Origin of the sequence: Lysinibacillus sp. BS3, assembly GCF_039614735.1 — a bacterium.
Lineage (GTDB): Bacteria > Bacillota > Bacilli > Bacillales_A > Planococcaceae > Lysinibacillus > Lysinibacillus capsici.
Genome location: NZ_CP154860.1, coordinates 3,563,394 through 3,578,491 on the forward strand (window position 1 = coordinate 3,563,394; position 15,098 = coordinate 3,578,491).

Below are 15,098 nucleotides of genomic sequence, written 5' to 3' on the forward strand. Positions count from 1 at the left end.
ATTAATGTCCTAACTCTAAGAAATTCGATGACATGACCAAACAATACCACCAGAGTTAGCGCCGCCTAGTGTAAGAGAGATAGTCAATCCATTTGCTTCATAGAACAAATCAATCGTATCTCCAGCATTTAAATTCACTTCTCCTGCTAAAGTGATTGTGCCATTTCCAAGAACTGCGCGTAAAGTTAATACAAGCGCCACATTGACGTTTAGTACAGGGAACAAGCCACTAATTAAATTTGTAGTAGCATTTTGTCTAATTGCAAATGAAGGGTTTATTCCTGCTCCTAAAGTAACGGTAATAGCCGCAGCAGTGGAGTAGTTAATGGTTGCTTCAAAGGAATACCTACCTGTAGTTGGTACAGTGAATATCCCAGTTGTTGGATTGAAAGCAGGTGTTGTAAAGTATGGTGAAGCAACACTCCAGTTAGTGATTGAAGTAGATCCACTAACAGCCAACGTGTTTTTAAAGGCAGAGAATCCTTCAGAAAACGCAGGCCCAGTAGCACCCGTAGCGCCAGTTACACCAGTAACGCCGGTAGCCCCGGTTACCCCAGTAACACCGGTAGCCCCAGTTACACCCGTAGAACCAGTAACCCCAGTAGCGCCAGTAGTGCCCGTAGAACCAGTAACGCCAGTAGGTCCGATTGCGCCAGTAACGCCAGTAGGTCCGATTGCGCCAGTCACGCCGGTAGCCCCAGTTATCCCAGTAGTGCCAGTAGGTCCGATTGCACCAGTAACGCCAGTAGCCCCAGTAGCCCCAGTAGCGCCGGTCTCACCCGTAGCCCCAGCAACGCCGGTAGCTCCAGTAACGCCAGTAGTGCCAGTAGCGCCGGTTACTCCAGTAGAACCAGTAGCGCCAGTAGCCCCGGTTACACCCGTAGAACCAGTAGAACCAGTAGCGCCGGTCACACCCGTAGAACCAGTAACGCCAGTAGCCCCAGTTACCCCAGCAACGCCGGTAGCTCCAGTAACGCCAGTAGGTCCGATTGCGCCGGTAGCCCCAGCAACACCGGTAGCCCCAGTTACCCCAGTAGCGCCAGTAGCCCCGGTTACACCCGTAGAACCAGTAGCGCCAGTAGCCCCGGTTACACCCGTAGAACCAGTAACGCCAGTAGCGCCGGTCACACCCGTAGCCCCAGCAACGCCGGTAGCCCCAGTAACGCCAGTAGTGCCAGTAGCGCCGGTTACACCCGTAGAACCAGTAGCGCCGATCACACCCGTAGAACCAGTAACGCCAGTCACACCCGTAGCCCCAGCAACGCCAGTCACACCCGTAGCCCCAGCAACGCCAGTAGCGCCAGTAGGTCCGATAGCGCCAGTTACACCAGTAACGCCGATAGCGCCAGTTACCCCAGTAACGCCGGTAGCGCCAGTTACCCCAGTAACGCCGATAGCGCCAGTTACCCCAGTAACGCCGGTAGCCCCGGTTACTCCAGTAACGCCGGTAGCGCCAGTTACCCCAGTAACGCCGGTAGCGCCGGTAGAACCAGTAGCGCCAGTAGGTCCGATTGCACCAGTAACGCCAGTAGTGCCCGTAGAACCAGTCACGCCGGTAGCGCCAGTAGGTCCGATTGCGCCAGTCAAGCCAGTAGCGCCGGTTACACCAGTAACGCCGGTAGCCCCGGTTACCCCAGTAGCGCCGGTCTCACCCGTAGCCCCAGCAACGCCGGTAGCGCCAGTAACGCCGGTAGCGCCGGTAGAACCAGTAGCGCCAGTAGGTCCGATTGCACCAGTAACACCAGTAGTGCCTGTAGAACCAGTAACGCCGGTAGCCCCAGTCTCACCCGTAGAACCAGTAACGCCGGTAGCCCCGGTTACTCCAGTAGCGCCAGTAGGTCCGATTGCACCAGTCAAGCCAGTAGGTCCGATTGCACCAGTCAAGCCAGTAGCGCCGGTTACCCCAGTAGCGCCGGTAGCCCCGGTTACCCCAGTAACGCCGGTAGCCCCAGTAACGCCGGTAGCGCCGGTAGAACCAGTAGCGCCAGTAGGTCCGATTGCGCCAGTCACGCCAGTAGTGCCCGTAGAACCAGTAACGCCGGTAGCGCCAGTAGGTCCAATTGCGCCAGTCACGCCAGTAGCGCCGGTTACCCCAGTAGCGCCGGTAGCCCCGGTTACTCCAGTAACGCCGGTAGCCCCCGTTACCCCAGTAACGCCGGTAGCCCCGGTTACCCCAGTAACGCCGGTAGCCCCGGTTACTCCAGTAGCGCCAGTTACACCTGTAGCGCCCGTAGAACCAGCAACACCGGTAGCGCCAGTTAGCCCAGTAACGCCGGTAGCCCCGGTTACTCCAGTAGCGCCAGTTACACCTGTAGCGCCCGTAGAACCAGCAACACCGGTAGCCCCGGTTACTCCAGTAGCGCCGGTAGCCCCGGTTACTCCAGTAGCGCCAGTTACACCTGTAGCGCCCGTAGAACCAGCAACACCGGTAGCCCCGGTTACACCAGTCGCGCCAGTTAGCCCAGTAACGCCAGTAGCCCCAGTTACCCCAGTAACGCCGGTAGCCCCGGTTACTCCAGTAGGTCCGATTGCACCAGTCACGCCAGTAGCGCCGGTTACCCCAGTAGCGCCAGTAGGTCCGATTGAACCAGTCAAGCCAGTAGCCCCAGTTCCCCCAGTTCCCCCAGTAACGCCGGTAGCCCCGGTTACACCCGTAGAACCAGTAACACCCGTAGCCCCAGCAACGCCGGTAGCGCCAGTAGAACCAGCAACACCAGTAGCCCCAGTTCCCCCAGTAGTGCCAGTAGCGCCGGTTACTCCAGTAACACCGGTAGCCCCAGTAGCCCCAGTAGCCCCAGTAGCCCCAGTAGCCCCAGTAGCCCCAGTAGCCCCAGTAGCCCCAGTTACCCCAGTACCGCCAGTAAAGCCAGTAGCGCCGGTTACCCCAGTAGCGCCGGTTACTCCAGTAGCCCCAGTCTCACCCGTAGAACCAGTAACGCCGGTTACCCCAGTAGCCCCAGTAGCGCCAGTAGCACCAGTAACACCAGTAGTCCCAGTAACGCCAGTAGCCCCAGTAACGCCAGTCACACCTGTACTACCTGTAGGTCCAGTTATCCCCCCAGTCGGTCCTGTAGGTTTCACTGGCCAAATTGGACAACTTGGAATAGGACCAGTTTTACAACAACAAGGAAATGAATGACACTTACTGCAAACTCTATCTATAAAATTTCCAAAATGCATAATCTCACCTCCTCTCTCAAATATCGTATTCTGATGAATGATAAGGGAGGTAGACACATAACTATTAATTACTTGTAAATAGAGAGTTATTTATAGATTCGTTGCAACTGTATTTAAGATAATTGGATGTTTATCCTGCGAATAGGAGACGAAACTTTTTAGATGGTGATAGATATTTTTTAAGAGTCATTTTGATTGATTGTTAAAATACGCTTGAAATATTCTTTATTGTGTAGAATTTTTGGGTCATTCGGAATAAACGAGCCCGCTAATTCATTATGGGCATTGGCTAGTTCATATTGTTGTAAGCGATCGTAAAGAACACAGAGCTGTAAGTGGGGTAGCCATGTAGAAAAGCTTTTGTTTTGAAAGGGCGCATTTGGCTTCTGTTTAATCACTAGAGCTTGCTCATACCAAAATATAGCTTCGTAATTTCTGGATTGTTCCATAAAGTGATAACCTAGGCGACAGCAGGCTTCTGGTCGGGGGATATCGTATTCAAAGCTTCGTAGTATAGCGCTGAAATTGTTTTCTTTATCGTTTAAATGGGAATAGCAATCAGCTAATTTTAAGCAGGCACGTATGTTATCTTCAATCCACCCTAATTTGGACGTTAAAAATAATTCATAATAATAAATAGCTTCCTCAAACAGGCCATGATCTACTAATTCATTAGCAAAATAAAATGTATCACGTGGTGATAGTGTTTCTCCCGTTTCAATCAGTTGTCTATAAATCGTAATATTGCGGGAGTGATCATGGGTTAACGGTAAATGGCTGACAGCAACATCACTATCAAACAACATACCACAAACTTCTAAATATTCATGAACTGCACCAATCCATTGAAATTGCTTTTCCCTCCTGACAAGGCGATATCTTCTTATTAAGGCATCTGCATTTCCCTCATGATCGAAACTTAAATGATAATTCATAGAAACAGCATCAATGTCGGAAGTAAGAGATGCTTTGAGTGCCTTTAATTTTTGGCGGTCTTCCTCTAAAAAAACATCGTCAGCATCAAGCCAGAGGATGTATTCTTTTGTTGCTTGTTGAAAGGAAAAGTTTCGTGCTGCTGCAAAGTGATGTATCCATTTAAAATCAAAAATTCGGTCTGTATATTGTGCAACCACTTGCTTTGTACTATCTGTTGATCCCGTATCAACAATATTAATTTCATCTACTATATCTTTGACAGAGTCAAGACATCGACCAATAACATCTTCTTCATTTTTTACAATCATACATAAGCTAATGGATATCATACTCTATTCCTCCTTACCATTATCTTTGTAATATATGTAAGGACGGAAATATTGGTTGGATGATTGAACTGTTAGAAGAATTGCGCGCCTGATATGTGAAATGTATTTTCATGGTTTGTCATAAATTTACCTTCCAAGTTTCACCCGAATTTCACAATTGTGAAGTATAGTAAAGGGGCAGAGGTGATAAAGTTGAAAAAATGGGCATTCTTCATTTTTTCGTTACTACAAATTATATGGTTAGCGGGTTGCGCTGAAAAGTCATATGAACCCATTGAAAGGGAACGAAGTTTTATAGCTTCATTGAACATACAAGAGCCATCATTAGATTTTATTGATGAGGATGGGAATATGCTTGCGACATGGTTATTTGATAAGGCTTATTCAGGGGCCATATTATTAGGAGATGACCAAGTTTTATTATATGGACACCAACTAAATAACATCGACGTCTATACAATATCCACCGGAGAAAAGCTCTATTCAAAAAAAGTAGAGATTGGTACGACCAATGTATACTACGATGACAACATCAAGCAATTTTTTATCACGAATAGTAAAACCAATACAGTGACAAGCTTTGATCAAGAAGGCAATCAGCTAGCTTCACAACAACTTGGCAATTATCCAATGTCAATGACATCGTATAGGGATAAACTATATGTTATTAATTTTAAAGATACAAAGTTATCTGTATTAAATATGAAGGATTTAAAAATTGAGCAAGAGTGGCCGATTCAAAAGTCTGCACATGGAATAGTTGTTCTAGAAGAAAAACATGAGCTATGGGTAGGCGGTCATGGGGAAGGAAGTAAGCCAAATAGTTCTGTTAAAAAATATGATTTGACTACAGGTCAACTGCATGGAGAGATTGACATGCCTTTGATGCCAGTAGGAATAAAAAAGACCAAAGATGCTATTCTTGTTGTAAGTCATGGTCACAACGAGTTATATGTGGCTGACTTTGATGGCCATATCAAATGGCAGCAAGAGGTTGGGGCAAATCCATTTGTAGTGGATCAATTTAAAGATTATATTGTTGTCGCTGGCTATGATGATCACACATTGTATTTTATAAAAGATGGCCAGAAGGAAAAAACAGTTGATGTGGGGAAAGGTGCTTTTCAGCTGTTAGTAAGGGAGGAACAATGATGACAACTGTATTAATAGTTGATGATGAGCAGGATATGCGTAATTTAATTGAAATGATGCTCAATAACTCTGATATAGAGACATTTACTGCCGCTAGTGGAACTGAGGCTTACGATGTAATAGTGCGTGAAAATATAGATTTAGTATTACTTGATGTAATGATGCCACATGAGGATGGTTTTGTTGTTTGTCAAAGTATTCGGGCTATGTCCAATGTGCCGATTATTTTTTTAACTGCACGTGATGCGAATGAGGATAAAGTGAAAGGTCTTACACTTGGCGGAGATGATTATATTGTTAAGCCATTTACACATGATGAACTCGTAGCCAGAATTTATGCTGTATTAAGACGAAGTGGTGCAAATATTACAGAACTACAGCAAAAGTACGTAATTTTTGGCTCTATTAAAATAGATGAAATAGCACGAAAAGTATCCGTTGATGGAAAGAGTATTCCACTTACTTTAAAGGAATTTGAACTCTTACACTTATTTATGAAAAATCCAGGAAATGCCTATTCGAGAGAGCAATTATTAGAACGCATTTGGGATATTGATTATGTAGGTGGAACACGCACGGTAGATACACATATTAAAACTTTACGAATAAAGCTTGGAAAGGATGCGGCTTCGCATATTCAAACCGTTTGGGGTGTGGGCTACCGCTTTGATCCTGGCGAATGAAAAAAATTGCCACGCGCATTTGGTTGTTAATTTTCGCCTTTTTAATTATTACCGTTGTCTTTATGTATGTTCTCACAAATTTTTTATATCAACGTTTATATGTACAAGATACAGAAGATACAATGGTCGAAGTTGGATTGAAGCTACAAACAATGTATGACAATGGCAAGGTAACGGATGAATTTATTGCAGATATTGAAGAATTTAATGATTATTCCAATTTGAATATATTTGCGGTAAGGAATCCTCGTGAATTAAGTGCCTGTGTTCCATTTGATATCGATTATGAGACATTGATTGGTCCTGAGGAAAGACAAAAATTATTGGCAGGAAAGTATGTGCAAAAAATTGGGTACGAGCCTCGCTTTGATCGACAACTTATTTCGGTGGTTGTACCACTTGTTGATCAAAATCGATTAGAAGGTATTATTTATATTTATTTCCCACTGGCCAAAATTAGTGAATTGGCAAATAGTGGCGTTATTTTATTGTTTATTAGTGCCTTCATATTTTTAGTAGTTGTTAGCTATTTAATTTATAAAGGGATTCGACATATTATGCGACCATTAAACGATTTACAGCTTGCAGTGGAGCAGATGTCCTATGGGAATTATGAGACTCGTGTACCTGTCAATTCACGAGATGAAATCGGTAAATTATCTAGTACCTTTAATAAAATGGCAGAGGCCATTCAGCAAGAGGATGAAGCACAAAAAACATTCTTGGCAACAGTCTCGCATGAATTACGAACACCGATTAGCTATGTAAAGGGCTATAGCGAAGCCATGCAAAATGGCATCATCACAGAAGGCCAAAAAGAAGAAACCATTCAGCTAATCGTCCGTGAGGCCAATCGCATGGAACGCTTAACAAACGAATTACTTCAGCTGGCAAGAACAGAAAATGAACAAACTGACATTGATTTATATCCAATTCCGTTAGGTGAAACATTACGAGAGGTTCAAAAAATCTTAACGCATCAAGCAAATAAAAAGAACATAACTTTATATTTAGATGTAGATGATGCCCTAATTATTGAAGCGGATGAAGTAAAACTAAAACAAATATTTATTAACATTATTGAAAATGCGATTAATTACTCGCATGAAAATTCTAAGGTGGAAATTGTTGCTGCTGAAAAGGCTGGTAGTGCACAAATTATCATTAGGGATTATGGAATTGGTATTCCTGTCGAGGATTTAACCCATGTCACTGAACGATTTTATCGTGTTAACAAAGCTCGAAGTCGTGCGGACGGTGGTAGTGGACTAGGTTTATCGATTGTTGAACAGTTATTAAAACAGTTACAAGGAACGTTAGAAATTGAAAGTGTTGTTGAAAAAGGCACATCCGTGAAGATACGGTTGCCATTAATGGAGGATTAAAAGATGAAAAAGTGGTTATTTGCGCTAATTGCAGTCCCTACATTATTAGTAGGATGTGGAGAAAAAAAAGAGGCATTGCCAGAACCAGAAGTACCACAGATCCCAGAAGTTGAAATTTTAACACCAAAAGAAGTAGCACTCAATGAAACGATTGAGCTGGCAGCACATGTTGAACAAGGTGGAAAAAATGTCGATGATGCTGTAGTAGAATTTGAAGTTTGGGAATCAGGAAAACGCGATGAAGGACAAATGATTGATGGGAAATTAGAGCAAGACGGTGTATATAAAGCAACGACTACTTTTGATCATGATGGTGTGTATTATATGTATGCACATACAACAGCTAACGGTGTTCATAATATGCCAAAGCAACAAATTATTGCTGGAAGCCCTGATATGACAAAGGTTGTCCCAGAGGATGAAAAAGCCAATAACAGCATGGATAATAACATGATGGATCATAATAATGACACTTCAGATGATATGGATCATGAGGAAGAGAAAAAAGATGAAAAAAATCATCATTAAAGGCTTGCAATTTTTTTGAAATAGGAATATGATAATGACCAGATGACCGAAATGGTTTTCTGGTCATTTTTATTGAAGTGTACGAGAGATGTACATAACCTAACTAGAAAGGATGTTACTAATGGATCGTAGGCAGGAAATTCTTGAAGCAGCTGCAAAATCTTTTACATTGTTTGGCTACAAGGCAACAACAATGGAGCAAGTGGCTAAAATCGCCAATGTCGGTAAAGGTACGATTTATACATTCTTTGCAAATAAAGAAATTTTATTTCAAGAGATCGCAATGTCACTTGTACGAGAGATGAAAGCGGAAGCAGATGCAGTGTTGGATGCATCAGCAAGCTTTATGGATAATGCGCATAATGCTTTAATGAAAATGCTACAGTTCCGAGAAAAACATCTTTTATTTGCAAAGCTAATCGAGGAAGAAAAAGAATTACGAACACCAGCAGTTAAACAGGTGCTACTACGTATCGAGACTGAAATCTTATCGTATGTCGCAGAGTTAATACAACGACGTATTAATAAAGGTGAAATTAGAGAGTGTGATGCGGAGCTAGTTAGTTACTTATTGCTGAAGGCATATCTTGCTTTTGTTGTCGATTGGCATGAGTTACATGGTGATGTAATCCCTGAAGAAAAGATTCTTAATCTTTTTAAGGAAACTATCTTTCGAGGTTTGATTTTAACTTGATTCGATAAAATACAGCTGTATAAGTATTGAATCAAGTGCTCTTTTTGCAATATTGTCGAGGTTGATTATTTTTTTTGAATGAAAATGACCAAATGACGTTTTCGGTCAAATAGTTTAGGAGTGAGGATATTATATGATTAAAGCTGAGTGGCTGAAGATCTTTAAAACAAGAAAAATGCTTGTGTCAATCATTGCTGTATTATTTATTCCAGTAATGTATGCGGGTATGTTTTTATGGGCGTTTTGGGATCCTTATGCGGGGCTTCCTAATCTTCCAGTAGCTGTTGTTAATGAGGATACTGGTGCTGAGATGGATGGCGTTAAATTAGACTTAGGGGATACCTTGGTCGATAAATTGATAGATAGCGAGCAATTTAACTTTATAGAAGTTTCAAAAGATGAAGCTGAAAAAGGCTTAAATAGTCGTGACTATTATATGATTTTAGAAATTCCAACAAATTTCTCTGAACATGCAACAACACTATTAGATGACAAACCATCAAAATTAGTAATGAACTACATTCCAAACGAGGGATTGAACTTCCTTGGTGCTCAAATTGGTGAGACTGCAATGGATCGTGTACGCGCTGAAGTAAATTCTCAAGTATCAGCGACTTATGCTGAAAAATTATTTGATTCCATTGCAACACTTGGAGATGGCTTTACAGAAGCTGCAGATGGCTCAAATAAGCTAGATGAGGGTGCACAAAAAGTAGCGAATGGTGCAAAAGATTTAAAAGGATATCTGGAGCAACTAGCATCGAGCACAGTTGAACTATCAAATGGTACTGATAAATTAACAAAAGGTGCAGGAGATGCCGCAAAAGGCGCGAATGACTTATCTAGTGGTTTAGTCAAACTACAAGATGGTACTGTTCAATTACAACAGGGTGCACAGCAAGCTGCAAATGGAGCAACGAGCCTTGAACAGGGGTTATCACAATATACACAAGGTGTTGCAAAAGTTGGTGCTGGTTTAAACACTTTAAACGACAAACAACAGCAAATTAGTGCAGGTGCAGCATCTATTGCTGAGAATGCCGGTGCATTGAATGGTGCGGCAACTCAATTAACAGCGGGATCTGCAAAAGTAGAGGCAGGCATTACAGCTCTATCAAATCAATTACAAACGATGATGGCTTCAATGCCTGAAGAGCAAGCAGCAGCGTTGAAACAAACATTAGCGGAACTACAGGCAGGTAGTGCTAGTGTGCATAACGGTTTAACATCCTTATCAGCTGGTACAGAAAAATTACAAGCTGGTGCCAATCAAGTAAGCTCTGGGGCAACTCAAATTGCAGCAGGTCAAGCAGAAGTGCTAGCTGGTGCGAATGCATTAACAGCTAAAAGTAATGCTTTATTGGAAGGTGCAAAAGGTCTACAAGCAGGTAATGCTACATTAGCTGCAAAATTAGGTGAACTACATGCAGGTGTGAATACAGCTGTAACAGGTTCAAAAACATTAGCATCTGGTTTAAATGAATTAGCGAATGGTACAACAACATTAAATCAAGGTACTTCAACACTTGCTTCAAAATCTGGTGAGCTAGCACAAGGATCTGCAACACTTGCAGATGGTTCGACGGAGCTTGCAGATGGTACAGCTACTTTATCTGGTAAATTAGGTGAGGCTAGTGAAAAAGCAAATGAAGTTAAAGCAAATCAAGACACGTATGATATGGTAGGTAGTCCAGTTGAAGTTGAAAAAGAGTCTGTAAACCATGTTCCTAACTATGGTACAGGTTTTGCACCGTACTTTATTTCTCTAGGTTTATTCGTAGGTGCATTATTAATTTCAATTGTGTTCCCACTTGTTGAACCTGCTATTCGTCCTAAAAACGGGGCATCTTGGTTTACAAGTAAAGTGACTGTACTAGCAGTAGTAGGTTTAGTGCAAACATTACTAACAGTAGTTATTGTCAAATGGGGTCTAGGCCTCGAAGTGAATAACATGGGCTACTTTATTTTAACAGCCTTATTAACAAGCTATGTATTTTTAGCCTTAATCCAAATGCTTGTTTCGATCTTTGGTGACCCTGGTCGTTTCATGGCAATTGTTGTACTAATTTTACAATTAACAACAAGTGCAGGTACATTCCCATTAGAATTAATACCTTCACCATTACAAGTATTTAACAAGCTATTACCGATGACATATACAGTTCAAGCATTTAAATCAAGTATTTCTACTGGTGATACGTCATTCTTAATGCAAAACTATGGAGTTCTAGCTGGCTTCTTAGTAGCATTCTTAGCGATCACATTTGGTTACTTTATGCTACTGCACAATAAACGTTACTCTAAAGTAGCTGAAGAAAACTAATCATGAAGCACTCACCTAATGTACGGTGAGTGCTTTGTTGTTCATAGGGGTTATGTAATAATTCTTCAGCCTCAAATGACATAAATAAAAACGAAGTTATCTATAGAAATTTTATGAAAAAAAGTATGGATTTCCATTGCGATCATTTGTTTTTAAGTAGGTGAGCTGCTCCCTCTGGACGCTGGCAGAACGGAAATCCCCCTTCCCTTGCCAAAAGGTATTTCTCTGCTAGTGATTGTCTTTTTCAAAAGCATAAAAACAACAGCTGATATGAGCGTATCAGCTGTTGTTTTTTGTAAGTGTAAGAGATTTAATTAAGGGTTCATCAAAATATGATGAAGGGTGTCATGATTGCTACGTGTGGGGCACGTATATGACTATATCAGAATAGGCAAATGCTTATAGGTGGTTACATTTTTCACAAGTGTTGCTGTAGCATTCGCTTTGTTCTTCCATTTTTTCACCGCACTCAGTACATTGCTTAGCAGGTAAATTCTTGAAAAATTCAACTACGTTTTCTAACATTGTGGACTCCTCCTTTAAGTTCATCTGTACTATTACTGTTTTGATATTTTCTAGTGTATTATAACAGATGCTTTTCGTCAACACAAAATGCCTAATTTACGGTAAAATAAATATGGATATTTTGTGAAGGAGGAAACGTGAACTATGATTTTCGTTGATAATAAAGGGATCCATGATCCACGTATTAATCTTGCTATTGAGGAGTATTTGTTAAAAACAATGGACGTTGAGAAAGAGCCAGTGCTCCTTTTCTATATTAATCAACCGTCTATCATCATCGGTAAAAACCAAAATACGATTGAAGAAATCAATACAGACTATGTAGAGGACAATGGCATTATTGTTGTGCGCCGTCTTTCAGGTGGTGGTGCTGTTTATCATGATTTAGGCAATCTTAACTTCAGCTTTATTACAAATGATGATGGCGATAGCTTTATGAACTATAAAAAATTCACGCAACCAGTTGTTGACGCTCTAGCAAAAATGGGTGTGAATGCAGAGCTCTCAGGACGTAATGATATACTAGCAGAGGGACGTAAAGTTTCAGGAAATGCTCAGTTCTCTACAAAAGGACGTATGTTCAGCCATGGTACATTGATGTTTGATACAGAAATCGATGCGGTTGTCTCAGCCTTAAAGGTCAAAAAGGATAAAATCGAATCAAAAGGTATTAAATCAATTCGCTCACGAGTAGCAAACATTTCAGAGTTTTTAAAAGAGCAAATGACAGTTGAGGAATTCCGTCTTGAAATTTTAAAATCCATTTTTGGCGGGGAAGAAAATATTCGTTATTATGAGCTAACCGAAGATGATTGGGCAAATATCCACAAGCTATCAGAGGAACGCTATCAAACATGGGAGTGGAATTTTGGGAAATCACCTCGCTTTAATATTCAAAAAACACACCGATTCCCAACAGGAGGCATTGATATTCGCCTAGAAGTAAATCATGGTGTGATGGAAGAAGTGCATATTTTTGGAGATTTCTTTGGTGTCGGTGATATGGCTGATATAGAACAGCGCTTAGTTGGGACAAACTATGACAGAGCTGCAATTGCTAAGGCATTAGCAGACATTGATATCCCTACATATTTTGGTGGAATTTCAACTGAGGACTTTTTACAATTAATTTATTAAGGAAAATACGGTTTCATGTAATGTTTTAGCCTAAAGGTTCGCTGACAATTATGTCGTCGAACCTTTTTTTGATACAATATAGAAAGAAAGGAGTGTTGATATGGAAAAGCATCGAATATTCATAGTTGAAGATGATGTCAAGATTGCATCATTACTAGCGGAAACGCTTAGAAAATATCAATACGAAGTTGCAACAATTCAAGAATTTGATCATCTTATAGAAGAATTTACAGCATTTAATCCACATATGGTGCTGCTTGATATAAATTTACCCGCTTACGATGGCTATTATTGGTGTCGCCAGCTACGTCAGCATACAACATGTCCAATAATTTTCATTTCTGCACGCTCAGGAGAAATGGACCAAATCTTTGCGCTTGAAAATGGGGGCGACGATTTTATTACAAAGCCTTTTAACTACGAAATTGTGTTGGCTAAAATCCGTAGTCATCTACGCCGTACATATGGTGAATATGCAGCAAGGCAAGAAGAACGGACAATCAAGCAAGGACAGCTTGTACTTCATTTAGAAAGAATGGAGCTACATAAAAATGATTTAGAAATTCCACTTCAGAAAAAAGAATGTATCATCTTAGAGCTATTGATGGGCAATGCACCGAAAGTAGTTTCGCGTGAGCAATTGTTAGAGGAGCTTTGGGACGATCAAGCATTTGTCGATGAAAACACTTTGAATGTGAATATGACCCGAGTTCGAAAAAAGTTAGCGGATTATCATATATCGTCAACAATCGAAACGGTACGTGGTGCAGGCTATCGATTCATATTAAGTGCAGGTGAGCTATAGTGGGCTGGAAACTTTTTTTACGTGATTATGCATCATTTATTGTGTTCCAGCTCTTATTAGTTGGCTTCATCATGGTTATCTATGCACTCGACGGTTTTCGAAATATTGATACGGCTATTTATTCCTTTTGTATTAGCCTTGTGCTATTAGCATCCTTTTTACTTGTCCGCTATTTAATGCGGCAACGCTACTTATTGAAGATAACTCAGCTTCCATCAGCAATGGAGGATGTGCTACAAAAAAATGCAAAAACGCCAGAAGCTATACAAACCGAGAAGTATATGCATGAATTGTATCGACTTTATCAACATGAGCTGCATGCTTTATATGCAAGTCAAAAAAGGCATGATCAATTTATGAACCAGTGGGTCCATCAAATGAAAACACCTATTTCAGTGATTGAATTATTATTACAAGATGACCGACCTCTTGATAAAAAAAATGTTCAGGAGGAAATCGATCGCTTGCGTAGAGGATTGGACATGGTACTTGTTAATGCACGCCTAGAAAATTTTGAGGATGATATGCAAGTAGAGCGGGTTGCGTTAAAAGGTATTGTAACTGCAACTGTTAATGAAAATAAACGTTTATTTATTACGAAAAGAGTTTTCCCGGAAATTCATATTGACGACGATCTAATTGTTGCCAGTGATTCAAAATGGCTTCGTTTCATTCTTGGACAATTTATCACCAATGCAGTGAAATACACGTTTGAAGCCAATAAAAAAATTGTTATTTCTGCCATTGAAAAGGATGACTATGTACAACTTGCGATTTGTGATGAGGGTATTGGGATTCCAGCTTCCGATCTTTCTCGTGTTACGAAAGCCTTTTTTACTGGCGAAAATGGGCGGAAAACAGGTGAATCAACTGGAATGGGCCTTTATTTAGCCAAAGAAATCTGTGAAAAGCTAGGGCATGAGCTGGCTATTACATCAGAGGTAGGAAAAGGGACGATTGTGACAGTAACATTTACAAATTAGGGGGCACTAGGATGGTAGAGGTACGTATAGAAGATTGGAAACTAACGATTGATAAGGAGAAAACAAATGCGCTTTATATGACACATCTGCAAGCGGGAGATCCATTAGCCTATCAAAATTTTATCCTGGCAAATGAAAAGTTAGATGAAGAACTACTGCATTTTTCAAAGAGCCTTGGGTTAAACTTACAGCAACCAACATTATTGAATGCTTTTCCTGTAGACGGTCAACAGATTATGTATAGTGGGTATTATACTGTATGTGGGGAAATCGTAGAGGGAGAAATGGATGCTTGGGATGTGATTATTGGGGAGCATTGCTTTAGTTTAGTAGAGGAAGAGTCAATACTGGCTTTAACAGAGCCTCATTTTCACATTGGTTTTGAGGTCGTTTTACAGTGGCTTTTACCTCAATCCTTAGAATTAATGAAGAAATAAG

General features: G+C 41.2%; 13 protein-coding genes. 10 read left to right on the forward strand and 3 right to left on the reverse strand.

Annotation, left to right across the window (positions count from 1 at the left end; translation table 11 throughout):
- Positions 1–15: 15 nt before the first annotated feature.
- Both AAJG31_RS17620 and AAJG31_RS17625 read right to left on the reverse strand, forming a co-directional pair.
- Complete coding sequence (locus AAJG31_RS17620; RefSeq protein WP_341715414.1) at positions 16–3,180, reverse strand: collagen-like protein; 3,165 nt, start codon at positions 3,178–3,180, stop codon at positions 16–18.
- A gap of 179 nt (positions 3,181–3,359) precedes the next feature.
- Positions 3,360–4,445 (reverse strand): glycosyltransferase family 2 protein, encoded by a 1,086-nt coding sequence (locus AAJG31_RS17625; protein WP_112116627.1) that lies wholly within the window; start codon positions 4,443–4,445, stop codon positions 3,360–3,362.
- Positions 4,446–4,628: 183 nt separating this feature from the next.
- Here AAJG31_RS17625 and AAJG31_RS17630 point away from each other — a divergent pair, with 183 nt between their 5' ends.
- From AAJG31_RS17630 to AAJG31_RS17655, 6 genes are all read left to right on the forward strand, one after another.
- Entirely contained in the window at positions 4,629–5,597 is a 969-nt protein-coding gene (locus tag AAJG31_RS17630; RefSeq protein WP_259949839.1) for a YncE family protein, read from the forward strand.
- On the forward strand, positions 5,597–6,280 hold the full coding sequence (locus tag AAJG31_RS17635) for a response regulator transcription factor (protein ID WP_004230448.1): 684 nt from the start codon (positions 5,597–5,599) through the stop codon (positions 6,278–6,280). The genes AAJG31_RS17630 and AAJG31_RS17635 overlap by 1 nt, the downstream gene beginning before the upstream one ends.
- Positions 6,277–7,665, forward strand: coding sequence for a HAMP domain-containing sensor histidine kinase (locus AAJG31_RS17640; protein WP_279496104.1), 1,389 nt, complete (start codon positions 6,277–6,279; stop codon positions 7,663–7,665). The genes AAJG31_RS17635 and AAJG31_RS17640 overlap by 4 nt, the downstream gene beginning before the upstream one ends.
- Positions 7,666–7,668: 3 nt before the next feature.
- Positions 7,669–8,193 carry a FixH family protein gene (locus AAJG31_RS17645; protein WP_004230451.1) on the forward strand — a complete coding sequence of 175 codons (525 nt, stop codon included), beginning with the start codon at positions 7,669–7,671 and terminating at the stop codon, positions 8,191–8,193.
- 121 nt (positions 8,194–8,314) lie between these two features.
- Positions 8,315–8,887 carry a TetR/AcrR family transcriptional regulator gene (locus AAJG31_RS17650; protein WP_009373269.1) on the forward strand — a complete coding sequence of 191 codons (573 nt, stop codon included), beginning with the start codon at positions 8,315–8,317 and terminating at the stop codon, positions 8,885–8,887.
- 133 nt (positions 8,888–9,020) lie between these two features.
- Positions 9,021–11,210, forward strand: a complete 2,190-nt coding sequence (locus AAJG31_RS17655; RefSeq protein ID WP_048390815.1) for a YhgE/Pip domain-containing protein — start codon at positions 9,021–9,023, stop codon at positions 11,208–11,210.
- Positions 11,211–11,609: 399 nt separating this feature from the next.
- Here the strand turns inward: AAJG31_RS17655 and yhfH are convergent, their stop codons facing one another.
- Positions 11,610–11,735 carry a protein YhfH gene (gene yhfH / locus AAJG31_RS17660; RefSeq protein ID WP_004230455.1) on the reverse strand — a complete coding sequence of 42 codons (126 nt, stop codon included), beginning with the start codon at positions 11,733–11,735 and terminating at the stop codon, positions 11,610–11,612.
- 144 nt (positions 11,736–11,879) lie between these two features.
- On the opposite strand from yhfH, the gene AAJG31_RS17665 reads away from it, so the two are divergent.
- From AAJG31_RS17665 to AAJG31_RS17680, 4 genes are all read left to right on the forward strand, one after another.
- A complete protein-coding gene (locus AAJG31_RS17665; protein ID WP_048390817.1) occupies positions 11,880–12,872 on the forward strand; it encodes a lipoate--protein ligase in 993 nt (330 codons plus the stop codon).
- A gap of 100 nt (positions 12,873–12,972) precedes the next feature.
- Entirely contained in the window at positions 12,973–13,677 is a 705-nt protein-coding gene (locus tag AAJG31_RS17670) for a response regulator transcription factor (protein ID WP_004230457.1), read from the forward strand.
- The gene (locus AAJG31_RS17675) at positions 13,677–14,660 is read left to right on the forward strand and encodes a sensor histidine kinase (protein WP_048390819.1); all 984 of its coding nucleotides are present in this window, start codon (positions 13,677–13,679) and stop codon (positions 14,658–14,660) included. The genes AAJG31_RS17670 and AAJG31_RS17675 overlap by 1 nt, the downstream gene beginning before the upstream one ends.
- Before the next feature lie 11 nt (positions 14,661–14,671).
- Complete coding sequence (locus AAJG31_RS17680; RefSeq protein WP_048390821.1) at positions 14,672–15,097, forward strand: hypothetical protein; 426 nt, start codon at positions 14,672–14,674, stop codon at positions 15,095–15,097.
- Position 15,098 lies beyond the last annotated feature (1 nt).

Excerpts from the sequence above, each read along its gene's own strand:
- AAJG31_RS17655 (WP_048390815.1), top strand. The coding sequence starts at position 9,021 with ATGATTAAAGCTGAGTGGCTGAAGATCTTTAAAACAAGAAAAATGCTT.
- AAJG31_RS17665 (WP_048390817.1), top strand. The coding sequence starts at position 11,880 with ATGATTTTCGTTGATAATAAAGGGATCCATGATCCACGTATTAATCTT.
- AAJG31_RS17680 (WP_048390821.1), top strand. The coding sequence starts at position 14,672 with ATGGTAGAGGTACGTATAGAAGATTGGAAACTAACGATTGATAAGGAG.
- AAJG31_RS17645 (WP_004230451.1), top strand. The coding sequence starts at position 7,669 with ATGAAAAAGTGGTTATTTGCGCTAATTGCAGTCCCTACATTATTAGTA.
- AAJG31_RS17640 (WP_279496104.1), top strand. The coding sequence starts at position 6,277 with ATGAAAAAAATTGCCACGCGCATTTGGTTGTTAATTTTCGCCTTTTTA.
- AAJG31_RS17650 (WP_009373269.1), top strand. The coding sequence starts at position 8,315 with ATGGATCGTAGGCAGGAAATTCTTGAAGCAGCTGCAAAATCTTTTACA.
- AAJG31_RS17635 (WP_004230448.1), top strand. The coding sequence starts at position 5,597 with ATGACAACTGTATTAATAGTTGATGATGAGCAGGATATGCGTAATTTA.
- yhfH (WP_004230455.1), bottom strand. The coding sequence starts at position 11,735 with ATGTTAGAAAACGTAGTTGAATTTTTCAAGAATTTACCTGCTAAGCAA.
- AAJG31_RS17670 (WP_004230457.1), top strand. The coding sequence starts at position 12,973 with ATGGAAAAGCATCGAATATTCATAGTTGAAGATGATGTCAAGATTGCA.
- AAJG31_RS17625 (WP_112116627.1), bottom strand. The coding sequence starts at position 4,445 with ATGATATCCATTAGCTTATGTATGATTGTAAAAAATGAAGAAGATGTT.
- AAJG31_RS17620 (WP_341715414.1), bottom strand. The coding sequence starts at position 3,180 with ATGCATTTTGGAAATTTTATAGATAGAGTTTGCAGTAAGTGTCATTCA.